Below are 23,795 nucleotides of genomic sequence, written 5' to 3'. Positions count from 1 at the left end.
AAACTAGCGCCACCTTAATGCCGCCCGGATAAAGGGCGGAATAAAGTTTAATATCTTCCGCTAACGGGTAGCAGGCTTTTTGATAGTGCCGGTGCTGGCATTTTTTCCCGCTGTTGCAGGATATATTTCCGCAATACGTAAGGTATAAACCATTGTGGCGTTGGGCGGCACGCTTGGCGGGTAACCCTTGGTGCCGTAAGCCAGCTCTGGGGGAACAACCAGCGTTAAGGAACCGTGGTTCTTCAATTGGCCAAGCGCTTCACTAAATAGCGGTGGGAACTGAGCTATAGGCTGCGAGAGCACGGCTCCGCTGCTCTCCATATCCTGGATCACCGTGCCGTCGGTCAAGGTTTCCTTAATCACTACGTCCAACGTCGCGCCTGGGCTGACGGTGCTATCCCCGCCATAGTCGACTCGATACCAGGCACCGGAGGCCGTTTGCCGGACATTCTTGTCCTGACGAAAGTGGGTCAGGTAACTGTCCCCTTTTTTGGTCTGTTCGGAAATTACTTTATCGCGGGCCGATGTCACCTGCTTTTCTGATGCTTCCAGCGCCAGGTTAAGCTCGTCATCGGTCATTTTTTTATGCCCGATAAAGGTGTCGATAATGCCGGTCAGCATGATTTGCTTGTCAGTACTCACACCCCATTTTTGTCGTTCATTCTGCATTTGCAAAATTTCTTCGCCTAAAGATACCCCAGCGGCATAATTCTGCCGTGATTGCTGATCTGCGAGGATCTCGGGAGTAACCGCGGGGGGCGTTCGCTCCTGTAACTGGTTTATCTCTGTGCGTAAACCAGCCAGTTCCGCCACTTTGCTTTCCAGTGAGGTTTGTACCGTCAGATGCTGGTTTTGCAATTTATCCTGTTGTTGGCGCTGGTTGTCGTTTTTGTCATTAAGGGCAATCAGCTGCTCTTTCAAATTTTCGTTACTTAGGCTGAGCACGCGATGATCCTCGATCGATTTGGCGAGGTTGGCCTGTAACACCGTTTTGTCATCGGTGATTGCTTGCAAGCGCGTGTTCAGCGCATCGGCGGTGGCCGCGGCATTTTTTTCAGCCTGCGCAGTAGTGGCCACCAACTGTGCCTGTAAGGTGGTGACTTGCGTTTTGAGTGCCTTATTGTCTAACCGTGTTTTTTGCTCACGGGCGGTAATGGTGTCCAAATCTTGCTGCGCATGTGCAAGGTTGGCCACCGCCTGCTGTTCTGTCGGCGTTATCGCCAGCGCCTGCCGCAGGCCTTGCGCCAATCGGCCTAGTTCATTGAGGTCTGGCACGAGCACTTTTACTGTTGGTGGAGCGGCTGCACTTTTGTCATCCATTTTTTTTTGCAAAGACAGCAGTTGTTGTTTCAACTGGAGATTGGCGATGCGCTCGCGCTGCAACTCGGCTTCTTTGGTTTGCCAACGCAAGGTATTAGCCGGTGCTTTCTGTTGCGCGGCATTTTTTTTTACCGGCGTTTTTTTAGTTCCTTTACCTTTTTCCACCGTTGGGGCTTTTTCTTCTGCAACCTGGCTATTGTTGCCCTGATACTGTTCGGCAAACTGCAACAGGGCGGGCACGCCAGCCAGCGCAAAAGAAGGCAACAGGGCGTAGCTGCCGACAATGCAGTAGGCGAATGCCGAGTAGCGCAGACCGGTCAATAAAGAGTGGGCGTTCATCTCAGCGCCTCGCCGCGTTCGGCCAGGCTGGACAGCACCGCCTGGTTGATTTGCGCACAGAGTAAATTGACGCGATAGCGGTATAAGGCGTCGACCGTATCCTGAGTTTCCGTATTGACGTGCGTTCGCAGATTGGCGTATTGAGCCGCGCCGCTCATCAGGCGATCAAAAGCCTGCTTACTTTGCGTATAGCTTTCCGTTTTTAGGCTGCTCAATGCTTCCAGATCCCTCTGGCATTGCTGCAAGCGCTGCGCTTCCATTTCAGCACGTGGATCGACCGCTTGCACTTTGGCCGCCGGTTTTGTCGTGTTTTTCTTTTGATTCTGGCAACCGTTCAACAGCACTATGATTGCCAGCACTGCGCAGCCTAAAACGGTCGATTTGTTGAGCGCACTGATCTTCATTTTTATTCGCTTCCCTTGCTCTTTGTTGTTATGTACACACCATCACCGCCGATTAGCCAACCAACGATATCGGTCGATAGGCTGTCGGTTGTCGGTATACCCGAACAAAATTAAGCCCGCCGTTGAGCAGCCAATAATTCAATTCAATATTTTTTATTAGATTGAGTTTTCGCATCACCGTACGTTTATGCGCACTGACGGTTTTCTCACTGATTTTAAGGTGACGGCCAACCGCGCCTGGGTTAATCCCCAGGGACAAATAACGCATCACTTCGTATTCCCTGGCAGACAGGGTGCTATTAGTTAAATCTCCAACTACAGGCTCCGGTAGTGGTGCAGTCACCTCATCAATAGAGGTTAACATCGCCTCCAGCAAAGCAAGGATGTTACGGGCCGGCAATTTACGGCTGATGGTCCTGATTCTTTCCCCTTTTTCGATATCGCCGAGCACTATTTGTTGGTTACTTTCCTCAATGATAAATACGCACTGTCGCGGTGAGAAAAAACGCTGATAAATTTCGAGCGGTATCGTATTTTCGTGGGTTACGGCGGATAAAAAGATCACATCAGCAGTGTGCTTGTACAGCAGGCTTTCTGTGATATTCACCTTAATGCCCAGACCGTGAAAGTAGCCAAACAGGGTCTGCCGCAGACCTTCTGTGAAGTACCGGTTTTGATCGGACAGTAAAATAGTCAGCGTTGGCGTCATTGCGATACTTCTCATCGTTCCTTGGCAAGGTGATTCTGTTTTTACTCGGTTGCTACTTTCCATAAGTCCATCATTGCTGGGTGTAACGCAGCTCGCAGGCGGGTTTATCATGTGGGTAATGGTATTGCTCATGGTAGTGTATTGGCAAAATAATCTTATTAAATAATGTTTTATAGTTTTTTATTTCAATTTTTTTTGATTATTAGTTTTTTGCTCTTATCTGATGCGCGCTGGAGCTTGGGTTTATTTTTTTGTATCGTCACTAATGTGCGTGCCACGCCAATGATTAATGGATTATCTCGCAGCCACTGTTGGTTATTCGGAGATGTTAAGCAGGGGGAGTTGCGAAAGAGGAGAGCCCGTCGCGACACAAGGCCGCGACGGTGCAGTTTAGTTTTTAATAACACAAATCAGGTAAGGGCTCGTGAATGATTTAATAAACATCGTATTGTCATTAAGCATTACCATGTTGACGTGGAAGTCTACCCCGAGTTTTTGTGGCATAAAGTAATTTTGCCAAATTTCATCCGGTGTATTGTCTGTCACACGGGTTAATTCTTTGGTGAAAGTGATTTTTTTCATCCCGTTTAATATCATGGATGAACTGTTAAAGTTAACTTGGCGAGAGAGCGCATAGATATTTCCGTTTGTTTCTACTGTTCCCCTGACGATGAAAAAACCATGTTCGTTATCGACAAGTGAGATAACCTGGGTAGCGTTGATGACAATCGGAATGGCCTTGTTATTTTGCCAGAAACTTGACTGGGAAAAATTGGTTTCGCATGTAAAAGGTGGGGTGTTTCCCCCGCTATGGCTGAACATAAGCCAGGGAAGAAAGAAACTGAGAGAGAGCGCGAGTAAGGCCAAAACAAATTTTTTTTTCATTTTTATCACTCTATCTTCTTGAAATTTTGACAGTGGCTATAGTGATCGTTGTCGATAACATCGCAAACGGAAAGTAAGGTAATGTTGTTTAACTTGCTTTTATATTTCTGCTCGACATAGGAAATATCTCGCCTTACTGTTTTACAATCGACATTCTGTTCGGCAATCTGCGCTTTAACCCTTTGCATCAGTCCGGCAGAACGCTCGGCGTCGCCCAAAGTGGAAACGACACATTGATTTTCTTGATAGAGGAAAACTGCCGCAGGCTTTGGATAGAATACAAATGTTGATACTGCAGCCGTGCCAATAGCGGCTGCGAGCAAAAGAATCAGTGCCCTGACATTTTGCTTTTTGCTGTTTTTGGGCAGGGGAGGATTATTATCCTGCTGTTGCTCATGGCATTGCTGAGGTGGTGCGAGGGGAAGCTCGGGTGCTGCTTTTTCTTCAATGACCGCATTAACGAAATGGTTATCGCTCTCGACCTTATCGACAGCGGGCTCATTCGCCGTCGGTTTTTCTTCCGTTACGCTGTCAGCCTCGCTTGGCAGTAATGCCTCTTCGGCGCTTTTGGCCAGCGTTGGGGTGTCCTCCTCTGCAAATTGTGCAAAGCCGTCGACCGCCTGAACCTCGGCATTCATCATAAAGCCCACTTTGGGAATGGTCAGGATGATTTTCTTGGCCATACCCAAGGAGCTAAAAGCTTTGCGCAGCTCACTGATACAGTTATTCAAACTGGCATTGGAGTCGGCAAAGCCGTAGTCGGTCCAGACTCGGGTGAGCAGATTGTCCCGGCTTATCTCTGTCCCGTTGTTTTTTATTAATTCAATAAGTAGCCGTGCGGCTGGGTTAGTCAGGTCTATAAATATTTTCTCATCGTCATAAAACGAGAGACACTTTTTATTAGCATCAAAAATAATGGACAGGTTTATCAGGTATTTCATTTTTATTTTCTTATTAATTCAATGGTTTTTTGGTGTTGTCGTAACCAAGATGGCTGGCTTGGTTGGGAATGAATCTACAAGATAAATCCTAGTTTGGTCAAATTTGTTTTTTTTTGTGTTTTTATATTTGTTTTTCAATGGCAACAATTAATTAATTGACTGGTTGTTTTTTAATCATTATGGGCGCAAGTGCTAATTAAATCCATGTAATTAGTTTTAAAATCTGTTTTTTATTGATTTTGTGGATTAAATTGTCGCAACTGTTAGTTATGGTTACCATTTGTTTCGTTACCAGGGAGTGTGAGTACTGGTGATGGGATAAGTTGAGGTTTATTTAATTACAAAATCCTTCTTATCCTTAATCTGAATGCGGTGACTTACTAACTAATTAGTTTTAATAGGATATTAATAAATGAAATTGAATAAAATCATGATGGCAGCGGTACTGGCATTTGGCGCTGTGTCTGTGGCACAGGCTGCTGATATCAAGGATCAAGGACACGGTACCGTTACTTTCACCGGTTCTATTATTGATGCGCCTTGTTCTATCGATCCAGCCTCTATTGACCAGACTGTCGACCTGGGCGCGGTATCTAACGTGGCTTTGACTGATGGCGGTAGATCCAAGCCTCAGAACTTCGACATTAAACTGGTGAACTGCTCCGTAGAGACCGGTAAAACTGTGACCACCACCTTCAACGGGCCAGCAGGTGGCATTAAAGGCAGTTTGGGTATGACCGGTACCGCCAAGGGGGCCAGCATTATGATGACTGATGGCAACAGTAATGTGATTGAACTGGGTACAGCAACGACTGCGCAGGCTCTTACAAATGGCAATAACACCCTGTTGTTCACAGCTTATCTGCAAGGCAACCCAAATGGGACTGAGCCAGAAGCTAAAAACGTAATTGTAGCAGGTGACTTTAAGAGCGTAAGCAACTTCACCCTCAACTACCCATAAGCTCCAGATTGTTCCGCTCAATGCATGCGGGGTTCCCGCATGCATTTCTCACGAAGTTTGCCGCTGATGGAGTGGGCTAATGTTGCCGAAAGTGCAGTGTGTGGTGGTTTCTTCCCTGTTGTTCATGGTGTCTGGCAGCCTGGCTTGGTCGGCAACCCCGGCAGGATGGGGGCGTGTCAACATGCAAGGATCTATCATTGAAACGGCGTGCGCCATTGATACCCAAAGCCGCGACCAGACGATTGATATGGATACCGCGCCGGTCAGCCAGATAGCGCGTGACGGCCAGGGTGTCAGTCGCCCGTTCAGCATTCGGTTGGTTAACTGTGTTTTGGGCCGCATCGATCCAAGGCTGCCGGACTGGCAGCGCTTTCAGGTGACCTTTGACGGTCGCGCTGACACCGGCGGGTTCGGTGTTGAAGGCGAAGCGAATGGCGTGGCGCTGCAAATTACCGATGCCGGCGGCAATATCGCCAACCCAGGGCAGGCTCTGCCCGCCGGCGAAATTATCCCCGGCGATAAAACGCTGAACTATTCGATGCGTCTGGTGGGGAATAATCAAGTCTTAAAGGCCGGGGAATATTATTCCACCTTGCGCTTTAAAATGGATTATTACTGAGGTTATTTGTGGCTCTGCCACCCGTGTTTTTGCGTATTTATTTTTCCATGCCGGATCATTGGTGTGGCGAATTTTAATGTGTATTGACAGCGAATTACTGCGTGATAAATAAAGGCCTGAGGATTATGGATAACCCGTCTTTGATTGCATTTCCGTCCCGCCCGCGGTTGCTGGGGATATTGGTTTCCATTATTTTTGGTGGAGGTTGTTATTACGCCTATGCGGATGACATTCAATTTAATACCGATGTGCTGGACGTCAAAGATCGCAATAACATCGATCTGGACCAGTTCTCTCGTGGCGGCTATATCATGCCGGGCGATTACAGCATGAAAGTGCGCATCAATAAGCAAGAGCTGCCGGAACAGCCGATCACTTTTTATGTGCCGGACAATGATCCAAAAGGCAGTGAAGCCTGTATTACACCAGCAATGGTCGAACAGTTCGCGATCAAGCCCGCGCTGCAAGACAAACTGACCTGGTGGCACCAGGGGCAGTGCCTGGTCAGTACCAGCCTGGATGGCATGGAGGCGCGGGCAGAGCTGGGCACCGCCACTCTGTACGTCAGTCTGCCGCAGGCTTACCTGGAATACAGTGCGGAGAACTGGGATCCGCCGTCACGCTGGGATGAAGGCATTCCCGGGTTGTTGGTGGATTATTATCTCAATGCTCAAACGCAGCGCCAGCAAAAACAGGGCACGCAAGATTATAACCTCAGCGGTAACGGCACTGTGGGGGCCAACATGGGGGCCTGGCGCCTGCGCGCAGATTGGCAAGCCCGGGTTGATCATCAAACCGGGTCGCATCAGTCCTCGCAGAATAAATGGGACTGGAGCCGCTATTACGCCTACCGGGCGATCCCGAGCCTCGGTGCCAAGATGACCGTCGGCGAGAACTCCCTGTACTCCAATATTTTTGACAGTTTCCGCTTCGCCGGTGCCAGTTTGATCAGCGACGACAGCATGTTGCCGCCGAATCTGCGCGGTTATGCACCGGAAGTGACCGGGGTGGCACGCACCAATGCCAAAGTGGTGATCAGCCAGCAGGGGCGGGTGGTGTACGAGACCCAGGTCGCGGCCGGGCCGTTCCGTATTCAGGACATCAACGACGCGGTTAGCGGCCAGTTGGACGTGCGGGTGGAAGAGCTGGATGGCAGCGTGCAGCAGTTCAAGATGGACACGGCCAGCATTCCCTACCTGACCCGACCGGGCCAGGTGCGTTACAAGGTGGCCAGCGGCCGACCTTCGGACTGGCAGCACCGGGTTAACGGCCCGGTGTTCGCCACCGGGGAGTTTTCCTGGGGCGTGAGTAACGGCTGGTCATTGTTTGGTGGCGGTGTGGCGGGCGGTGATTACAACGCGTTGGCACTGGGCGTAGGGCGTGACCTGCTGATGTTTGGTGCTCTGTCGTTTGATGTGACCGAGTCGCGCGCGCAATTGCCGTATGAGGGCCAGACGCTGACCGGCGGCTCGTACAGGCTGCAGTATTCCAAGCGTTTTGACGAGACCGACAGCCAGGTGACCTTCGCCGGTTACCGCTTCTCGGAGCAGGACTTCCTGTCGATGAGCGAATACCTGGATGCACGTAACTACGGTGCGCGCTCGGGCAGCAGCAAGGAGCGGTACAACATCACCTTTAACCAGCAGTTCCGTGACCTGGGGCTGAGTGCCTATCTCGACTACAGCCACCAAACCTATTGGGACCGCCCGGCCAACGACAGGTACACCCTGACGCTGTCGCGCAACTTTGATGTTGGCCGGTTCCGTAACCTGAGCCTGTCGGCAACCGCGTACCGTAACAAGTACAACAACACCAATGACGACGGCATGTACCTGTCGCTGTCGGTGCCCTGGGGTAACAGTGGTTCAGTCAGCTACAGCGGCAGCGTTAACCGCAACGACAACAGCCATGAGGTCGGGTACTACGATCGGCTGGAGAACGGCGACAGTTACCAGATCAGCAGCGGTTGGGCGCGCAGTGGGGGGACCGCCAACGGCTATTACAGCCACCAGGGGGATATTGCTCAGGTTAACGCCAACGCCAGCTATCAGGACGGACGTTATTCGTCGCTGGGCGTGTCGGTACAGGGCGGGGCTACTGCCACGCTGGAAGGCGCAGCGCTTCACCGCAGCAGCATGATCGGCGGCACCCGCATGTTGGTGGATACCGACGGCGTGGCGGGTATCCCGATCCGCGGATACGGGGGAAGCAACCTGTCTAACCGCTTTGGCAAGGCGGTGGTGGCAGACGTCAGCAGCTATTACCGCAACCAGGTAAGCATTGACCTGAATACCCTGCCGGAAAACGCCGAGGCCACCCAGTCGGTGGTGCAGGCCACCCTGACCGAGGGCGCGATTGGCTACCGTCAATTTGCGGTCATCGCCGGTGAAAAAGCCATGGCGGTGATTCGCCTGGCGGACGGCTCCACGCCGCCGTTCGGTGCGACGGTATTGAACACTAAAAAGCAGGAGGTTGGGATGGTTAACGACGCAGGCAGCGTTTACCTGAGCGGCATTAACCCGGGTGAACAGATGACGGTGCACTGGAGCGGTAAACCGCAGTGCCAACTGACGCTGCCACCGCAGATCCCGAACAGCGGCACTACCGATTTACTGTTGCCTTGCATGCTGATAGCTCAGGTAGCAGAAGCACAGACGCTTTAACCCAGAATTCACTTTTTAAACGAGTAACAGACCATGATTTTGATGAACAAAACCACAGTAATCAGTGCGCTACTGTTGAGCGCACTGGCGGCACAGCAGGCTCAGGCCGCGATTGCACTGGACCGCACCCGGGTAATTTTCAACGGCGACAGCAAGTCGGTGAGCCTGAACATCAGCAATGAGAACAAACAGCTGCCGTACCTGGCGCAAGGCTGGATTGAAGACGCGCAGGGCAACAAAATCGTCAGCCCGTTGACGGTGCTGCCACCGGTGCAGCGGGTGGAGCCGGGGGCCAAAAGTCAGGTCAAGGTACAAGGGCTGCCAGCGGCTGCCGGGCTGCCACAGGACCGCGAGTCGCTGTTCTATTTCAACCTGCGGGAAATTCCACCGAAGAGCGACAAGCCGAACACCCTGCAACTGGCGCTGCAGACCCGCATCAAACTGTTCTACCGCCCGAAGGCCATTGCGGTGACCAACAGCGAAGCGGCGGTGCCGTGGCAGGAGCAGATCACCCTGAGTAAACAGGGCGACAAGTACCAGGTGAGCAACCCGACCCCGTACTACGTGACTCTGGTTGACGCCAGCAGCAAAAAAGACGGTGCTAGTGCGCCAGGCTTTGAACCGCTGATGGTCGCACCCAAGAGCAGCGACACCCTGAGTGTCAGTGCCGCAGCGCTCGGTGCCACGCCGGTACTGACCTATGTGAATGACTACGGTGGCCGCCCGCAATTGACCTTCCGCTGCAGCGGTGCGTCTTGTCAGGTGAATGCGGATAAAAAATAACGGGTAACACCCGCGAGCTAAACGGCCAGGAGAGCAGCATGCAAAGGATATTTCGGCGAGGAACGCGGTCACCTTACCACCGTCACGATCGGCAGTACGCGCTGGTGATCGCGGCATTGGTGATGATGGTGCCCTTGACCGTGGGTGCGGTGCTGGTGCTGTTACCGGCATCCATGGCGCAGGCGGCGGACAATGCCCATGTGGATGGCGCCAACGGTGTGCTGCGGGTGCGCGGCGCCCTGACCGAGAGCGCCTGCAGGCTGGAGATGGCCTCGGCCCACCAGACGGTGCAGTTGGGTGTGACCGGCACCGGGCGGCTGCTGAAAGTGGGTGACCGTGGCACGCCGGTGGCGGTGCGCCTGCAACTGAAAGACTGCCTGCGCAGCCCGGCTAATAACCGCGATGAACGCACCGGCAGCGTGCTGTGGAGTACGCACCAACCGGCAGTGTCGGTGAGCTTTGCCGCTCCGGCGGATGCCAACAGCCCTGAACTGGTGCAGGTACGGGGTGCGGGTGGGCTGGGGTTGCGCATGACCGACAGCCAGGGGCGGGACATCCGCCTCGGCAGCCGTGGGGCACCCCTGTTACTGACCCCGGGGCAAGATGCGCTGAACTACCAACTGGTGGCAGAACGTACGCGTGCGCCGTTAGAGGCTGGGGCTTATTCGGCCCACCTGGATTTCCGGCTTAACTATGACTGAGGGGCCGCTATGAACAGCATTTTTGATACGCGGTACCTGGTTAGTGCGTTGAGTCTGGCGCTGTTGGTTGTATTTCCTGTCGCACAGGCGGCTGAAACGGCCAACGTCACCGTTAAGGTAACCATTGTGGCGGCGCCGCCGTGCGTGATCAACAACAACAATCTGATCGAAGTGAACTTCGGTAATGATGTGTTGACCACCCGGGTAGACGGCTCGGCCTACAAAAAGATGCCGGTGACCTATTCGATAAACTGCAGTGGTGGCCCGTCGAACGCGGTGAAAATGCTGATAGAGGGCACCGGGGCCGGGTTTGACAACGCTATGTTGAGGACCAATCAGACCGATTTTGGCATTGCGTTGCTCAATAACGACAGGCGCTACCCGATTAACAGTTGGCTGAATTTTAACGCGTCATCGCCACCCCAGCTGGAAGCGGTACCGGCCAAGCGTAGTGGGGCAACGTTGAAGGGCGGGCCATTTTCCGCCGGGGCGACCATGAAGGTCGAATACCAGTGAAGGGAGACAACCTGATGCAACATCGTACTCTTCTGGCCCTGTGGGCCACCGGCATGCTACTGAGTGGCAGCGCGCAGGCAGACAATATGCGTTTTTACGGCACCCTGATTGAGCCACCACCCTGTGTCATCAACAATGGTCAACCGATCGAGGTTAACTTTGGCAACGACGTGATGACCTCGCAAGTGAACGGCACCAGCTATAAAAAAATGCCGGTGCCCTACACCCTGAGCTGTACCGGTAATGCCACCAATGCGCTGCGTATGCAGATCGAGGGGACGGCTGCGGGGTTCGAAAATCGGTGGCTCAACGGCAACAAAACCAACTTTGCCATTGCGCTGTTCAAGGACGGCACAGTGCAGGGGGTTAACCGCTGGTTTAACTTTACCTACCCGACGGTTCCAGTGTTGGAAGCTGTGCCGGCAAAAAATCGAACGGGGGCGCTAACTGGCGGTCCCTTTAATGCCACGGCCACCATGAAGATCGACTACCGCTAACAGGAGCGCGAGCATGACGCGATATTCCGCGATGACCCGAATGCTGTTGCTGACTGGGGTGTGTTTCAGTGCTGCTGTGGCTGCGGCGGACGATGTGACCTTCCGTGGCACGCTGATTGAGCCGCCTGCGTGCAGCATCAACAACGGCGAGGATATTGACGTCGACTTTGGCGAGCGGGTCGGCATCAAGAAGGTGAACGGGGTGAACTACCTGCAGCCGGTCAGTTACCGCATCACCTGTGAGCCGAGCGCCAGCAAATGGAACATGACGCTGGCGGTGATCGGCACTCAGGCGGCCTATGACAAGGCGGCGGTACGTACCGACGTCACCGATCTGGGTATCCGGCTGATACAAAACGGCAAGCCGTTTGAGCTGAACCTGCCGATACCGGTCAACCCGGCCAGCCCGCCAAAACTTGAAGCGGTGCCGGTGCAGCGGCCGGGGGCGACGCTGGAAGAAGGCAAGTTTGTCGCCACGGCGACCCTGCAGGCGGTGTACCAATGAAGGCACAAAAGATAATTTACGGCACGCTGATTGGCCTGCTGTGGGTAGTGATCCAGCCCTCGCTGGCGGCGGACAATATGCGTTTCCACGGTGCGTTGGTGGCGGAACCCTGCATCATTCCGCCGGGGGATGAAAAGATCCTGCTGGATTTTGGCACGGTGATCGATAAGTACCTGTACCTGAACACCCGTACTAACAGCCAGCCGTTCGAGATCCGCCTGACAGAGTGTGACCTGAGCCTGGGCAAAACGGTGAAGGTGACCTTCAGCGGCAAAGAGAACCTGAATTTGCCGGGGCTGTTGGCACTGGAGGCGGGCAGCCAGGCCAGCGGCATTGGTATTGGGATGGAAACCGAGGACGGCACACCGTTGCTGCTGAACAAGCAGGGGCCGGGTTACAAACTGGTGAGCGGGGCCAATACCCTGACCATTCGGGCCTATGTAAAAGGTGAGCCAAAGGCGATCGCCGACCAGACCATTGAGCGCGGCCCGTTTAACGCTATCGCCACCTTTGGCCTGGAGTATGAATAGGGCGGATGCGGATTGGCAGGCGGCCTGGCGTTGGTTATATCAACGCCGACGACATGCGCCGGCCAATGCGGATATCTGGCATCTGCGTTATCACCGGCCACGGCTGGAGCCGGCACTGTATGCCCTGGTGGTGAGCGGCCAATACCGCTTGTCGGCGATGCAGGTGCACCATTACGCAGAACGCAGTTGGGTGCAGTGGTGCGCGCAAGATGCACTGGTACTGAAGTGGGTGGCGTTACAGGCCGAACGGCTGCTGCCGACCCATAAACGCTGTGCGCATTTACGTGGGCATGGCGGCAGCCGCCAGTCGGTAGTAGAAGTGCGTCAGGCCTTAGGCTCCGGCGAGTATGCTTTTGTTTACCGTACGGATATTCGCGGTTATTACCGGCATATGCTCAAAGCGCAGGTGATGCGCCAGGTACGGGGGTATATCGCCAACCCGGTGCTGCATGATGTGATTGCGCAGTATGTGCATTACAGCGTGGAAGATGGCGGGGAGTTTTATACGCCAGAACACGGAATTTGTCGGGGTTGTGCACTCAGCCCGTTAATCGGCGGCAGTTTACTGCACCTCGTCGACCGTTACTTTAGCGTACAGGAGGGCACCTTTTATGCACGCTATATGGATGACTTTTTGGTGTTCACCCGTACGCGCCGGCAACTGCGGCGCTGCGTTAAAGGGTTACATGCATTTTTTAACCTGGGCGGGTTTGAGACCCATCCGGATAAAACCCAGTTGGGCAGGATTGAACAGGATTTTGACTGGCTGGGTGTGCAGTTCAGCACCGCGGGGGCCACCATCGCGCCCCGGGCATTAGAAAACCACCGTGCGCAACGTGTGCGGCTTTACGAGCAAGCTCGTCGACAGCGGCTGTCATTGGCAGATACCGGGGTGCGGGTGCGGGCGTATGAGGCACGGTGGACTTTTTGGGCGGAGGGGATGTTGAAAGAACTCAGATGAAGTTCCGATGCATATCCCACCGTCTGTTCTATTTTCACAGATCGAAAAAAATCGAGAAAATTAATACTATGCTGCCTTCTCCATTAGTCGCCATTGCTATCCTCGCATCTTCTCTTGTCCTCGCCCCACCTCCTGCCTTGGGCGCCGTAAAGCTCGATTGCCCTACCGGCACATCTGTTGGTTCCATCTGTATGGCTTACGGCGTAATAACTGGTTCTTTCACACCTGGCTCCGCATCAAATGCATCTTGTAAGGCTTACCTTATCCAACGAACCCCTTACTACATCAGTGTCGAAGCTAATAGTGACGTGCTGTTCCCCGAACAACCCATACTCTATAGATGCACACAACCCGAACTGCAACAGCGTCTACGGGAAAAACTCCTCAGTGGCTTGCGCGTCCGCGTCCAGGCGTCGTTGCCCAATGGCGGTGAGAACGGCCCGTTCTCTGGCGCATGGACTATTGCCGGTGGCAGACAGTGGCTAGCGCCAACCGATGTTACACTTGGCCCAAAACCCGTAAGTTGCTCAATGGGTCCGCCGCTCACCTTTGATTTCGGAGCGCTACCCCCAGGCCCCGTACAAGCTGAAATGTCCCTACCTTTTCCAATCAACTGCACCGGTAAAACCACCGGGACACTGACTCTCCGCAACTCTCCCAAGTCAGTCATAAAGGTTGGAAATAGCGGGTTGGTGGCCGGGATTTCTGCCAACAATAATCCTTTAGGATCTAAAATCCAATTTTCTAAAGGCGTGACGAATGTAACTATCCGTGCCGTACTCTCTGGTAATACTACGAGTGTCGGTGTTCAAACCGGGTCGGGCGTGCTAGTACTGGAAGTGCCGTGACAAATTATTGGGTGTAACACATGCCATTTTATTTTGGATATTGTGAATTGTATCTATGATTGTCAAGAACCTATTTGTGGTATTGCAATGTCTGTAGCGGTGATTATGATTGTCGAAATAAATTACATATAAAGCCTGATTAGATTTCCGGTAAGTTTATGTGTGCCGGATGGTGGTCAATAAGCGTACTTACGTAATGCTGACTGAATAGCATGCTATCACCTCATTACACTTTGTGGATTGTGTAAAACATAATTATACCAGAATGGTGTTATGAAACTTATGATCCCTGATTTGATCAATATTCTTATAATAGACCACAATACATATTACCGCAGTGGTCTTTGCAGGATGCTGAACGATCACTATAACAACCACGTACAGTCCGTCACGTTTGTGTCGCAATACCCCTGTGACCGTGCAATCGATTTGGTGTTGCATGCCGTCAATTACGGCTCGATCGATCAGGTTTGCCACTATTTTCCTCCCGAGAAGCCTCCTCCGATTTTATTTGTGATCCGGGATAGTCGTGACTATATCTGCCCGTCGGCGCTGCGCTGTACCCGCAAAAGCGGCACTATCTACCGCGACCAACCGGTGGATGATATTTTGGCTATGATCACTGAGACGATGCGCAATCGCCGCTATATGCCTGCCAAACCGCCGCCCAGCTGTGGCCCTTGTACCGACAACCAGCTTAGTGCGCGTGAATGTGAAGTGCTGCGCCACCTTAAACGAGGTAATAGCCAGGTGAAAACCGCCGAAACTATGCAGTTGCAAGTCAAAACGGTGAATTCGCATAAACGCTCGGCTATGAAAAAACTCAACTTCACCCGCAATAACGAATTGCTTAACTGGATGTTGCGCGGAGGGCTTTCATCCCGCTAACAGACAAAGAGATCGAAGGTATCAACACTGATCCTAATTTTAAATTTTGGGGTGGGGTTGTCACGGATTTTTTTAACAAGGAAAGTGTTATTAATGATGAATAAAGCAAAACTCTTGCTGTTACTCACCGCAGGGTTAACGTTCTCACTAGCAGGCCATACGGAGTCGGTTAAAAAGGGCGATGATAATGGTCGGTTACCCGCGTACCGTTTAATCAACACACCAGACAACCGCGCCGCCTTTATTAAAGGCAGCGTTCCGGGGCTAAAGAAAATCCCTGCACACAGCTTTTGGTTCAGTAATACCATTGAAGAGTGGCAAAAAGGGGTTCACCCGGCACCAAGAAAACAGTATGTGGTGACGCTCAAGGGCACATTAAGATTTAAGGTCAGCGACGGTTCTACCTTTATGATCGCCCCCGGCACGGTACTGTTGGCGGAGGATACTGAAGGGGAAGGGCACAGTTGGGAGATGGTCGACGGTGACGAATGGATCCGGGCTTATATTCCCATCAGCGGAACCGATAATTATTTTATTGCGGATAAATAATAGCCTGAATTTGTAGCTTCCGCCTTCAGGGGAGGCTCACTTCAACACGCGACTAAAGGCATGCCAATCCAAGGCACGCTTTACGGCGTCACTTTGTGCATCACTGCAAGGCTGTTACGTGGCGAAGACGGACTGCTTTCCGAAAAGGCAAAGAGTGATAGGAGCTATTGAATAGACAAAAACCGGCCTGAGCCGGTTTAGTGATTATTGCTGTTATTGTTATGATGTCAGCCACAATATGGCTCGCGCGATGCCCTGGTGTTGCTCTGTGTCTTTTCTCCACCGCCACTATAGGCCGCCTCATCAGTAAGCGTCCAATGGGTTCGGCAGATCAATAACTGCTGATTGATCGGTCTCACCGATCTTTAACGCTACATCATGCGCTATCGCACTTGGGCAACCAGTCCGCCTCACACTCCTCACTCAACGTCAGGTTGGTTTGCATGCCCTGATTGGTTCTGCGTTTAAGCAACGTCAGCTCATGCTCCCTGAGCGTTTGTGGCACAGCCAAACCGAAGGAGGTCAGGTTCATGGTATTTTGATGCCCACGCGCCTCCATAAACGACAGGTAGGCGTGATAGAGGTAACGCCGTGGATTGGCCGGTCTGATATTGCCGTTCCCCATTAACATGCCCACCGGGGTACTCAGGGTCGTCAGGTAGCCGCAGAAGTCCATTAACGGGTCGGACTGACGTTTGACGGCTAATGCTTCCTCTGAACTCTGCTGTGCCTGCAGTAAATCACGGGCATCGTTCGGGTTAGCAAAGTGTTGCATCAGGTGACGGACAATGACCGCCAACTCTCCGCTGATTTTCTCCAACAGCTGCGGGTCACGTTCCTTCGCCGGTATCGCTTCGGGAAACGTGATAATCACCCGGCGACGCGAGACACCGCCGCTGCGGTCACTGAAACGCATCGGGTTGTTATTGACCGCCAGAATCACGGCGGGGATGTAGGTTGAGTAGGCATCGCGGTATTTCGGGTCGATAGCCACTGCATCGCCCCCGGTGATGGCCTTGATACCTGCACCGTCACCGCTCCATTTCTCCTGGTCAGGCAGGATAATCAGCGAGAACCCGACCACAGAGGCGCGTTCCCGCGCCGATTCCAGGTTGTCGATGGTCGCAGAGGTGGTGTTGTCGGCACCCGCCAGCAAGCGGGCAATGGAGGCCATCACGCTTTTTCCGCTGCCGCCGGGGCCGGTCACCTCCAGGAACAGTTGCCAGTCGTAACGGTTCGCCAGCACCATAAACAGTGCCGCCAGAATGCGTTCCTGCTTGTCGTGATTGTTCCCTGCCGCCCGCGTCAGCCACTGCCAGAAATGCGGCGCATGGTCGGCCAGGTTTTCTCCCGTGCGCGGCGGGGTGTAGTCCACGCTGTTGACGGTGCGCAGCCAATGCTCTTTATGGTGTGCACTGAATTGTCCGCTAGCGGTATCAAACACCCCATTGCGAAAGCCAATCAGGCGCCTCACCGGTTCACCCATTTGCGGCACCATCAGCTTGAGCGTATCCAGAATGCTGTTGATACCCGCCGCCGAGAACGGCGCACGGACCTTCTGAAACAGCGCGGCAATCTCCCGGCTGAGTTGCCGATGCGGCAACACCTGCCAGGCACCCTGCGTGTAGCGACACAGTTCCTCACCGACTAATGGCACCGCCAGGGTATTGCCATAATGTTCAGCCAGGAGTTCTGCCTTCTCACTGGCGCTCATGGCTTTCAGGTCCGCATCGCTGAGCGTATCAAACGGACTGGGTTGCTTGGGCTGGCTGAAGGCCGTCAACTGCGCGAGCGCGGCCAGTTTGCCCTGTTGTTGGTAAACATCGTTCCAGTCACCGGTTTCTGACGGCAATGCAAGCTTACCGCCGCTCAATTGGGCGGCCTCGGCCGCGCGGGTCTGGCCGGTGCCGTTCTCGTCATTGTCCGCCGCCAGCAGCAGCTCCGCATCGGGGTAGTGAGCGCGCAGCTGTTGCGCCATCGCGGGCAGGTTATTGGCACTGAGCGCCACGCAGACACTTTCCCCTGTCAGTTGATGCACGGTCAGGCCGGTGGCATAACCCTCGGTCAGCCAGATAACGTCAGTATTCTGGCCGGACAGGAAATGGCAGGCGTCTTTCACCTGTCCCCCTGCCAGCGTGCGCTTGTCACCTGCGGCGTTAATCAACTGGACGTTGACCACCTCACCGGCACTGTCGGTCAGGGGTAACAACAGGTCGTCGGGCTGGTAAGTGATACCGCCCACGCGCAGTGGCGGCCCCTGTAATGTCAGGGTATCGGTGTCCGGCCAGCCTTTGGTGGTCAGGTAGGCATTCCCGGCTTGTTGCCGGGCGCTGGCAAATAGCTGTCTGGCCTGCTGCGCTGCGTTATTTCGCGCCTGCGCTTTGTCCTGCTGTTCTTGTTGCAGATTGTACTCCGGCCATGCGGATCCGGTTTGCTCACCCAATACCCCGGCCACCTTCACGGCGGCCTCTTTGACAGTCACAGCCAGTACTTTCTCAACCAGATTCAGACCATCGCCACTGCCGCACTGATTACAGAACCAGGTGCCGCGCCCCTGTTGGTTATCAAAGCGAAACCGGTCTTTGCCGCCGCAGGCCGGGCACGGCTGGGCTTTGCCGTTCGGTTGCAGGGCAATGCCAAGGGCCGGGAGTATCACCGGCCAATGGCCGGTGGCGGTGCGTACGGTCTGTGATACGAAATGGGCGTTCATCGTCTTGTTCTCCCTTAATGCACGGTAGCGTGACTGGCAGTTGCCAGATGGTCGCAGCACAGCTCGTCCATCAGCTTTTGCCCCAGCGTGGTCAGGCGCGGCGGTGCCACCAACACATCCGGCTGCACCATATCGCTGAGCATCGTGCATGCCATGTCCATGCCCGCTTCTGCGCCGTGCTGTTGCACAAAGTACCCTTCCAGGCGATTGGCAATCAGCATCTGCAGTTCGTCCAGCGTGTAGCCAAGGCTCACCCGGTAAAAGGCACAGGTGTCGCTATAGGCCTGTGCCACGGCGCGACGGAAAACGGCGGTACGGACTTCAATCGGTAAACAGGATTGGGTACTCATGCGGCGGGTGCCTCCATGCTGGCAAGAAGTTGGGGTTCACAGGTGTTGACAACGTGGCCGAGCTGGTCAGTCAGCACGGCAATGACCGAGGCGAAAGCCGCCTGTTGAAAGCCGTCGGGACGTTGCCCGCTCAGGTCGAGACTGTCCAGCATGTCAAGGAACAGCACGCCGGTAGAATGTGCGTGCTGAAGACGCAGGAAGTCCGCATGCGGAATGGCGTAATGGGTTTCACTGTGGAAACGGGCGGCCAGCGTATTCATGCCACCCCCTGTACGGGCAGGCGACCGGCAAACGCCAGAATATAGTCACGTGCCAGCAGGCGGCGGGCACTGCGCTCGGAATCCGCCACGGTGCGCAACATGCACGGGGTTGCCGTCAGGGTGTTACGGCGAATAGCCGCAAACAAGAAACAGAATTTGGGGTGAGTCGGGATGAGGGTCGTAGCCATGGTGGCAGCCTCCAATAAGTATTGGTTATTGCTACCACCGAAGTTTCCACGCTTATGGGTGGTAGCCCAGACGGGGGTGGAAATACCGGCCTTATTGGAAACCGGCCTGACCGAAGTCAGCCCCGCCTGAGCCACCATTGTTTGACTGCTGCGATAGCATAACATCCATCGCGCAAAAAATGAGCGCACACAGGCTACGACATAAAAAAACACGCCTGGCGCGTGTTGTGTCGCCAATAAGTTACTCGGGTTTCCACGCCCGGCTGCCGATTTTGCGACAGCGGGGGGACTATAGCGCAGCGCCGGACGTGGGGGCAAGCCGTAAGACGCCCCCGGACGTTCAATCGATCGCATAGTGATCAACGACCGGTTTGCAGGTGGTGATGGGTGTCGGCGGCTGCGTCGCTCAGAGACACCGGCCCGGTGCAAAACAGGTGTGGTGCGCCCTGGCGGCTGGTCAGACGGATGACACCGTGTTTAGTGCTGCGGTGTTCCGGTAAGACAATATCCGGGTGCTGGCGTTGCAGCAGGATAGCTTCGGCCACAAACAGCGCGTCGTTGTCGCTCAGGGTAAAGCTGTGTCGGCCCAGGGTTAACTGCATCATGCGGTGGCCCTCTGATGACGGTTGGCAATGCGCTCATCCATCCACTGCTCCACTTCGGAGGCCAGCCAGGCGACGTTTTTGCCGCCCAACGAGATTTGGGCCGGGAATTGCTCGCGGGTCATCATCTCGTAAACGGTAGAGCGTGACAGACCGGTGGTGTAAAGCACTTCCGGCAGACGAATAAAGCGTTCGCGTGGGGTGTAATCACTGTGCACAGCAGGGGAAGGTGTGGTGTTAACGGGACGGGAAACTGAAAGCATGTATTGCTACCTCTTTGTGTCCGGTCAGCTCTGACCGGGACTGTGTGAACTCTGGTAGCACCCTATTATGTGAATATTTTGGGGGTTGGCAACAAGGGGATGTTGTGTGGTGGATTAGGGAGTCGTATATAAAAACAACAAATTACACCGAATCACATTAACCCATCACTCTTCGTCATTCCTCGTTATTACCCCATAATTTTTAGCAATCAATGAGGGGTTATAAATAGGTAGGAACATCAAAAATAAGCCTAACTGCGGCTAGCCAGAGAAGAGGTTATTTTTGGTTGAGTGCATAGTGGTGAACACTGAGTGATGAGTTTAAAACTCACTAGTCACGGTTTTATTTATTGATTTAATTATGTTTTTTACTTAAGTGAACAGTAGTGAATAGTTTATATAAGAATTAAAACCTCAGTGGTGGTCTTCCAGCCAGCGTTTAGAACGGTTATCCAATAAAAAACTTTGCCGGGAAAACTGCGATGCTGCACGGCAGTCGAGTCGATTGGCCTCACATAGGACGCAGGGTAAACCAGAGATAATTCCCGACCATCAACATGATGTGATGACCAGGTGCACTGTCAAACCGATGTTGTCACATCCTCATTCTTCACCCGAAAACGGCCTTTTTCCTGGCTAGCCTGTGCCAAATTACGCGTGCATGCATAGGGTGCATGATTTTGCATGTAATAAAATGCATGTCGTAGACCCTCCCGCACCAGTGCTGGCGCGGTTTGCATCCATTAATGCACCTGCATGAAAAGCGACACATAAAGCGGGCAGGCGAGGCGGGGGTAGCATTGCGCGCACAGAGGTTTGAGCGACTTTTCGTTTAATGCGTCAGCGCCTCTTTGAGGCGTCTCCTATTTAATAAAATTTTACCAAAATGAATCAAGATCTATTGTGTCACTCTCTGGTGCTAAGGTCGAAGGCAGCCGTTGCATTTGAACTACCATAGGTGTGTGGAATGCGGTTCCTGACACGACACATGCTCCTGCAGGTAAAACTGGTACTAATGCTCGAGATGAACTATCAAGCGTGCTAATTGAGTTTTTGAGTAAGAATAGGTCGTTTTCATTAACCAATCGATGAAGAAAGTAATTGTGAATCTGAGATATTATCGTTGGTGATATATCTGCCGGGCGTTGACTTGCAATAGTAACGAAATAACCAAATTTCCTGCCTTCTTTAATTATCTCTTCGAAAAGTTCAAGCCGATAATCTTTCCATGTTTCTGACTCTCTATTTGATGATTCTGAGAGTATATTATGAGCTTCATCTATTATAAGGTGGAAGCTGTTTTTTGACGTGTCTTTTCTTTTATGTTCTAAAAATGAGCACTTTGCAATCATCATTGGTATTGTTTTTTTTGTCTCTTGATTGCAATTCCTCAATGATATAAACAAGAGAGGCTTCAATCCTGTTTCTAGATCATCAATAATGTCTATTACTTTTTCAAGTGAACTAGTAGAAGAATTTATTTTGCCAATTAATGGGCTTATATGTTCATACTGGACGTAGTTTCTAGATACAGATTGAATCAGTTGTAGTGTTGCCCTGACTGTGATTTGTTGGAAAGCCGAAATATTTTCCATTGAAATATTGGTTTTAGATAATATTGGTAGATGAGCTAAATATGCTTCTGGAGTGTTGAATGAACTCCCATTTTTGTAATATTTATTATTATCGCCTCTAGAATACCAACTAAACTCGGAGAGTTCTTCATTGATTTTTTGACTATTTTTTGGATTGATGATGTTTATTATTGATCGCAGTACACTAATGGTCTCTCTATGTTGGTTTTGACCAAACATTACTTTTATCGTGCTATGAAAGTAATCGTTTAGTTCATCCCCAAATTTATCTCTATTTCGTACCAATATGTTAAGGAAGGGTTTCTGTGTTTTCTCAGTTGCTGAAAATAAAACCGATAACAATTCTGAATCCCAGAACTCTGATTTCTTGATTTTTAGTTTGTTGTTCCCATTTTTTAAATGAGTATCTAGCTCTAAATATGTGCTTTTATCCTTGAACTGGTTATGAATTGGTTTGTATTCTCCGTTAAAATCTATGAAAACAAACGTGGATTTTTTTAATACTGTGTTACCAAGACTCGAGAACAATTCATGGTATATTTTTGCTAAAGAATTTGACTTCCCGCTGCCGGTATTTCCAAATATTCCTATATGAGAGTTAAAAATACCATTTACAGGGATATGAACAGGTATTTCTTCAAGTAGTGACTTCCCTATTAATATCTTTTTTGAACCAATTTTACCATCAAATGCATAAATGGCAGATATTAATTCATCAGAAATTAGATGTAATTCGTCTTGAATCATTGGTAAGTACTTTATGCCAGAACGAAATTTACCATCTAGAATATAACCAATTATTTTGATATCAATGAATCTATCAAACTTATCATTGTTTGGCATCGATTCATTAAAGGACTTCTTCTCAATAATCTCTTCGCCTTCTATTTTTCCAATAATATCGTGATAACCTTTCTTTATGACGATAAATTCATTTATTGCTACACCTCTGTACAAGCTGCCGTCATAAATATAGGTGGTTTGATATAAATTAGGATGTACAATAGCGCGTACAGTTGTACCTCTAACGGCGGTAACATACCCAATTATAAGCTGCATGATAAACCCTCGGTTGCATCCTTGCTATCTAAAGAGAATATACATTCAATGAATCTATTTAAATCGATGACATTATCACTTTCATCAGTATCAGGAGATATGAAGATAACTTTTTTATTATCGATCAATTCTTTTATTTCAGATTTGTTTTGCTTTTTATAGCAAAATACGTAAACAATCAGTGAAGGATTGCTTAGTGAACGATGAATTATCTCTCTTATATGTTCATCTTTGAAAGAAAATCCAAAGCATATCAGAACAGTCTGCGGTTTTTCTAATTCATAACTTAATAACCTTAAAGATTGATAGTAATGCTGCTGAAAAACAGTTTCTTCAAATTTGGCCTTTGTCGGGTTAACTATTGCCAGTTTATTATATTCCTGTCGAAACTTCTTAAGCTTTGACTCATCCTCATCTGCCATGTCTATTATTTCTTTGCAGGTTTTTAATGTTGAGTTTTTTTCTATTTTTGTGACTATTTCTTTTATATCATAATTATCTATTTCAATTTCCAATCCTGATGGAAATTCATTTGCATAGCTTACTTCTATAATGTCATTACTCCTTTTCTGCCATGATACGGAACCATGCATTTTTATAAGGTTTACTGTTGGTATTTCAAATTTATATAAATCATTAGTTCCTTGATGCCATGTGGATGTATGAAAATTACTAATTTTAAGATAGCGCCTAGAAAGACCTCTTGCACCATCATTAAATATAAAATTCAATGATTTACGTAGTAATTGATCAGAGGCTTTCTCGATAAAAAGATCATAGTTAGTTGTAAATATGTTGGCTCTGCTTATTAAGTTGGCACCTTTTTTATCAATTAAATTCACGATGTTTTCTATTAAAATCTTATAGGAACTTAATGTTTCCCTTCGTTTTCTTCGTGATAAAGTTCCATCGGGTAAAAAACAAAAACTCTTCTTTAATATGTTTTTGTAATAACTATGAAGAATCAAATCATTAATATCAGAATAGTTTACATCAGTGAGAATATCCTCATATGTTTTATCTTCATTAATCATTAATGTCGGTATATATGAAGCTGACGCGCCAGAACCAATTAGGAAGTTAATGTTTTTATCACATAGAGCAGAGGCTTTAAATGCTGTAAAAATATCGTTAGCCATGATAGTCCAT

Annotated in this window: 25 protein-coding genes; 12 read left to right on the top strand and 13 right to left on the bottom strand. The window is 50.9% G+C overall.

What is annotated here, in order from left to right; translation table 11 throughout:
* Positions 1-60 precede the first annotated feature (60 nt).
* The 5 genes from ACSOSI_RS20100 to ACSOSI_RS20080 all read right to left on the bottom strand — a co-directional run bounded on the left by ACSOSI_RS20100 (position 61) and on the right by ACSOSI_RS20080 (position 4,598).
* On the bottom strand, positions 61-1,659 hold the full coding sequence (locus tag ACSOSI_RS20100) for an FKBP-type peptidyl-prolyl cis-trans isomerase N-terminal domain-containing protein (RefSeq protein WP_476706037.1): 1,599 nt from the start codon (positions 1,657-1,659) through the stop codon (positions 61-63).
* Positions 1,656-2,063 carry a hypothetical protein gene (locus ACSOSI_RS20095; protein ID WP_476706036.1) on the bottom strand — a complete coding sequence of 136 codons (408 nt, stop codon included), beginning with the start codon at positions 2,061-2,063 and terminating at the stop codon, positions 1,656-1,658. The genes ACSOSI_RS20100 and ACSOSI_RS20095 overlap by 4 nt, the downstream gene beginning before the upstream one ends.
* A gap of 52 nt (positions 2,064-2,115) precedes the next feature.
* Positions 2,116-2,835, bottom strand: coding sequence for a response regulator transcription factor (locus ACSOSI_RS20090; RefSeq protein ID WP_476706035.1), 720 nt, complete (start codon positions 2,833-2,835; stop codon positions 2,116-2,118).
* Between the two features lie 327 nt (positions 2,836-3,162).
* Positions 3,163-3,657, bottom strand: coding sequence for a FidL-like protein (locus ACSOSI_RS20085; protein ID WP_476706034.1), 495 nt, complete (start codon positions 3,655-3,657; stop codon positions 3,163-3,165).
* Positions 3,658-3,662: 5 nt separating this feature from the next.
* Entirely contained in the window at positions 3,663-4,598 is a 936-nt protein-coding gene (locus ACSOSI_RS20080; protein ID WP_476706033.1) for a winged helix-turn-helix domain-containing protein, read from the bottom strand.
* Between the two features lie 412 nt (positions 4,599-5,010).
* Here ACSOSI_RS20080 and ACSOSI_RS20075 point away from each other — a divergent pair, with 412 nt between their 5' ends.
* The 12 genes from ACSOSI_RS20075 to ACSOSI_RS20020 all read left to right on the top strand — a co-directional run bounded on the left by ACSOSI_RS20075 (position 5,011) and on the right by ACSOSI_RS20020 (position 15,619).
* Complete coding sequence (locus tag ACSOSI_RS20075) at positions 5,011-5,559, top strand: fimbrial protein (protein ID WP_115183979.1); 549 nt, start codon at positions 5,011-5,013, stop codon at positions 5,557-5,559.
* A 124-nt stretch (positions 5,560-5,683) separates the two neighbouring features.
* Positions 5,684-6,178 (top strand): fimbrial protein, encoded by a 495-nt coding sequence (locus tag ACSOSI_RS20070; RefSeq protein ID WP_242507618.1) that lies wholly within the window; start codon positions 5,684-5,686, stop codon positions 6,176-6,178.
* A gap of 125 nt (positions 6,179-6,303) precedes the next feature.
* Entirely contained in the window at positions 6,304-8,841 is a 2,538-nt protein-coding gene (locus tag ACSOSI_RS20065) for an outer membrane usher protein (protein ID WP_476706032.1), read from the top strand.
* Positions 8,842-8,874: 33 nt separating this feature from the next.
* On the top strand, positions 8,875-9,624 hold the full coding sequence (locus ACSOSI_RS20060) for a fimbria/pilus periplasmic chaperone (protein ID WP_115183981.1): 750 nt from the start codon (positions 8,875-8,877) through the stop codon (positions 9,622-9,624).
* A gap of 38 nt (positions 9,625-9,662) precedes the next feature.
* Positions 9,663-10,325: a fimbrial protein gene (locus ACSOSI_RS20055; RefSeq protein ID WP_476706031.1), complete on the top strand. Its 663-nt coding sequence runs from the start codon at positions 9,663-9,665 to the stop codon at positions 10,323-10,325.
* Between the two features lie 9 nt (positions 10,326-10,334).
* Entirely contained in the window at positions 10,335-10,841 is a 507-nt protein-coding gene (locus ACSOSI_RS20050; protein ID WP_112350009.1) for a fimbrial protein, read from the top strand.
* Between the two features lie 14 nt (positions 10,842-10,855).
* The gene (locus tag ACSOSI_RS20045; protein ID WP_476706030.1) at positions 10,856-11,338 is read left to right on the top strand and encodes a fimbrial protein; all 483 of its coding nucleotides are present in this window, start codon (positions 10,856-10,858) and stop codon (positions 11,336-11,338) included.
* Positions 11,339-11,351: 13 nt separating this feature from the next.
* Positions 11,352-11,843, top strand: coding sequence for a fimbrial protein (locus ACSOSI_RS20040; protein ID WP_476706029.1), 492 nt, complete (start codon positions 11,352-11,354; stop codon positions 11,841-11,843).
* Positions 11,840-12,373, top strand: a complete 534-nt coding sequence (locus tag ACSOSI_RS20035) for a fimbrial protein (protein WP_476706028.1) — start codon at positions 11,840-11,842, stop codon at positions 12,371-12,373. The genes ACSOSI_RS20040 and ACSOSI_RS20035 overlap by 4 nt, the downstream gene beginning before the upstream one ends.
* Positions 12,366-13,334 (top strand): reverse transcriptase domain-containing protein, encoded by a 969-nt coding sequence (locus ACSOSI_RS20030; RefSeq protein ID WP_476706027.1) that lies wholly within the window; start codon positions 12,366-12,368, stop codon positions 13,332-13,334. The genes ACSOSI_RS20035 and ACSOSI_RS20030 overlap by 8 nt, the downstream gene beginning before the upstream one ends.
* A gap of 1,121 nt (positions 13,335-14,455) precedes the next feature.
* Complete coding sequence (locus ACSOSI_RS20025; protein WP_476706026.1) at positions 14,456-15,070, top strand: helix-turn-helix transcriptional regulator; 615 nt, start codon at positions 14,456-14,458, stop codon at positions 15,068-15,070.
* A 96-nt stretch (positions 15,071-15,166) separates the two neighbouring features.
* Positions 15,167-15,619: a cupin domain-containing protein gene (locus ACSOSI_RS20020; RefSeq protein ID WP_476707285.1), complete on the top strand. Its 453-nt coding sequence runs from the start codon at positions 15,167-15,169 to the stop codon at positions 15,617-15,619.
* Between the two features lie 376 nt (positions 15,620-15,995).
* Here ACSOSI_RS20020 and ACSOSI_RS20015 read toward each other — a convergent pair whose 3' ends face one another.
* The 8 genes from ACSOSI_RS20015 to ACSOSI_RS19980 form a co-directional block, all read right to left on the bottom strand.
* Positions 15,996-18,329, bottom strand: a complete 2,334-nt coding sequence (locus tag ACSOSI_RS20015; RefSeq protein ID WP_476706025.1) for a primase-helicase zinc-binding domain-containing protein — start codon at positions 18,327-18,329, stop codon at positions 15,996-15,998.
* A 14-nt stretch (positions 18,330-18,343) separates the two neighbouring features.
* Complete coding sequence (locus ACSOSI_RS20010; RefSeq protein WP_151415990.1) at positions 18,344-18,679, bottom strand: DUF5375 family protein; 336 nt, start codon at positions 18,677-18,679, stop codon at positions 18,344-18,346.
* Complete coding sequence (locus ACSOSI_RS20005; protein ID WP_017891201.1) at positions 18,676-18,939, bottom strand: hypothetical protein; 264 nt, start codon at positions 18,937-18,939, stop codon at positions 18,676-18,678. The genes ACSOSI_RS20010 and ACSOSI_RS20005 overlap by 4 nt, the downstream gene beginning before the upstream one ends.
* Positions 18,936-19,481 carry a host cell division inhibitor Icd-like protein gene (locus ACSOSI_RS20000; RefSeq protein WP_262211165.1) on the bottom strand — a complete coding sequence of 182 codons (546 nt, stop codon included), beginning with the start codon at positions 19,479-19,481 and terminating at the stop codon, positions 18,936-18,938. The genes ACSOSI_RS20005 and ACSOSI_RS20000 overlap by 4 nt, the downstream gene beginning before the upstream one ends.
* Before the next feature lie 5 nt (positions 19,482-19,486).
* Positions 19,487-19,732, bottom strand: a complete 246-nt coding sequence (locus ACSOSI_RS19995) for a hypothetical protein (RefSeq protein WP_262211164.1) — start codon at positions 19,730-19,732, stop codon at positions 19,487-19,489.
* On the bottom strand, positions 19,729-19,992 hold the full coding sequence (locus ACSOSI_RS19990; protein WP_476706024.1) for a helix-turn-helix transcriptional regulator: 264 nt from the start codon (positions 19,990-19,992) through the stop codon (positions 19,729-19,731). Before ACSOSI_RS19990 ends, ACSOSI_RS19995 begins: the two co-directional genes overlap by 4 nt.
* An 878-nt stretch (positions 19,993-20,870) precedes the next feature.
* Positions 20,871-22,646 (bottom strand): ATP-binding protein, encoded by a 1,776-nt coding sequence (locus ACSOSI_RS19985; RefSeq protein ID WP_476706023.1) that lies wholly within the window; start codon positions 22,644-22,646, stop codon positions 20,871-20,873.
* Positions 22,634-23,785: an SIR2 family protein gene (locus ACSOSI_RS19980; RefSeq protein ID WP_476706022.1), complete on the bottom strand. Its 1,152-nt coding sequence runs from the start codon at positions 23,783-23,785 to the stop codon at positions 22,634-22,636. Before ACSOSI_RS19980 ends, ACSOSI_RS19985 begins: the two co-directional genes overlap by 13 nt.
* Positions 23,786-23,795: the final 10 nt, after the last annotated feature.

This window comes from Serratia sp. AR11 (assembly GCF_056376275.1).
Note: the sequence above shows the minus strand (reverse complement) of the source record. Positions and strands in the feature narration are given on the sequence as shown.

Bases quoted from the DNA above. Each gene is read 5' to 3' on its own strand.
- ACSOSI_RS20085 (WP_476706034.1), bottom strand. From the start codon at position 3,657: ATGAAAAAAAAATTTGTTTTGGCCTTACTCGCGCTCTCTCTCAGTTTC.
- ACSOSI_RS20030 (WP_476706027.1), top strand. From the start codon at position 12,366: ATGAATAGGGCGGATGCGGATTGGCAGGCGGCCTGGCGTTGGTTATAT.
- ACSOSI_RS20065 (WP_476706032.1), top strand. From the start codon at position 6,304: ATGGATAACCCGTCTTTGATTGCATTTCCGTCCCGCCCGCGGTTGCTG.
- ACSOSI_RS20045 (WP_476706030.1), top strand. From the start codon at position 10,856: ATGCAACATCGTACTCTTCTGGCCCTGTGGGCCACCGGCATGCTACTG.
- ACSOSI_RS20095 (WP_476706036.1), bottom strand. From the start codon at position 2,063: ATGAAGATCAGTGCGCTCAACAAATCGACCGTTTTAGGCTGCGCAGTG.
- ACSOSI_RS20055 (WP_476706031.1), top strand. From the start codon at position 9,663: ATGCAAAGGATATTTCGGCGAGGAACGCGGTCACCTTACCACCGTCAC.
- ACSOSI_RS19995 (WP_262211164.1), bottom strand. From the start codon at position 19,732: ATGATGCAGTTAACCCTGGGCCGACACAGCTTTACCCTGAGCGACAAC.
- ACSOSI_RS20060 (WP_115183981.1), top strand. From the start codon at position 8,875: ATGATTTTGATGAACAAAACCACAGTAATCAGTGCGCTACTGTTGAGC.
- ACSOSI_RS19980 (WP_476706022.1), bottom strand. From the start codon at position 23,785: ATGGCTAACGATATTTTTACAGCATTTAAAGCCTCTGCTCTATGTGAT.
- ACSOSI_RS20080 (WP_476706033.1), bottom strand. From the start codon at position 4,598: ATGAAATACCTGATAAACCTGTCCATTATTTTTGATGCTAATAAAAAG.
- ACSOSI_RS20005 (WP_017891201.1), bottom strand. From the start codon at position 18,939: ATGAATACGCTGGCCGCCCGTTTCCACAGTGAAACCCATTACGCCATT.
- ACSOSI_RS20075 (WP_115183979.1), top strand. From the start codon at position 5,011: ATGAAATTGAATAAAATCATGATGGCAGCGGTACTGGCATTTGGCGCT.
- ACSOSI_RS20035 (WP_476706028.1), top strand. From the start codon at position 11,840: ATGAAGGCACAAAAGATAATTTACGGCACGCTGATTGGCCTGCTGTGG.
- ACSOSI_RS20000 (WP_262211165.1), bottom strand. From the start codon at position 19,481: ATGCGATCGATTGAACGTCCGGGGGCGTCTTACGGCTTGCCCCCACGT.
- ACSOSI_RS20020 (WP_476707285.1), top strand. From the start codon at position 15,167: ATGAATAAAGCAAAACTCTTGCTGTTACTCACCGCAGGGTTAACGTTC.
- ACSOSI_RS19990 (WP_476706024.1), bottom strand. From the start codon at position 19,992: ATGCTTTCAGTTTCCCGTCCCGTTAACACCACACCTTCCCCTGCTGTG.
- ACSOSI_RS19985 (WP_476706023.1), bottom strand. From the start codon at position 22,646: ATGCAGCTTATAATTGGGTATGTTACCGCCGTTAGAGGTACAACTGTA.
- ACSOSI_RS20010 (WP_151415990.1), bottom strand. From the start codon at position 18,679: ATGAGTACCCAATCCTGTTTACCGATTGAAGTCCGTACCGCCGTTTTC.
- ACSOSI_RS20015 (WP_476706025.1), bottom strand. From the start codon at position 18,329: ATGAACGCCCATTTCGTATCACAGACCGTACGCACCGCCACCGGCCAT.
- ACSOSI_RS20100 (WP_476706037.1), bottom strand. From the start codon at position 1,659: ATGAACGCCCACTCTTTATTGACCGGTCTGCGCTACTCGGCATTCGCC.
- ACSOSI_RS20040 (WP_476706029.1), top strand. From the start codon at position 11,352: ATGACGCGATATTCCGCGATGACCCGAATGCTGTTGCTGACTGGGGTG.
- ACSOSI_RS20025 (WP_476706026.1), top strand. From the start codon at position 14,456: ATGAAACTTATGATCCCTGATTTGATCAATATTCTTATAATAGACCAC.
- ACSOSI_RS20090 (WP_476706035.1), bottom strand. From the start codon at position 2,835: ATGGAAAGTAGCAACCGAGTAAAAACAGAATCACCTTGCCAAGGAACG.
- ACSOSI_RS20050 (WP_112350009.1), top strand. From the start codon at position 10,335: ATGAACAGCATTTTTGATACGCGGTACCTGGTTAGTGCGTTGAGTCTG.
- ACSOSI_RS20070 (WP_242507618.1), top strand. From the start codon at position 5,684: ATGGTGTCTGGCAGCCTGGCTTGGTCGGCAACCCCGGCAGGATGGGGG.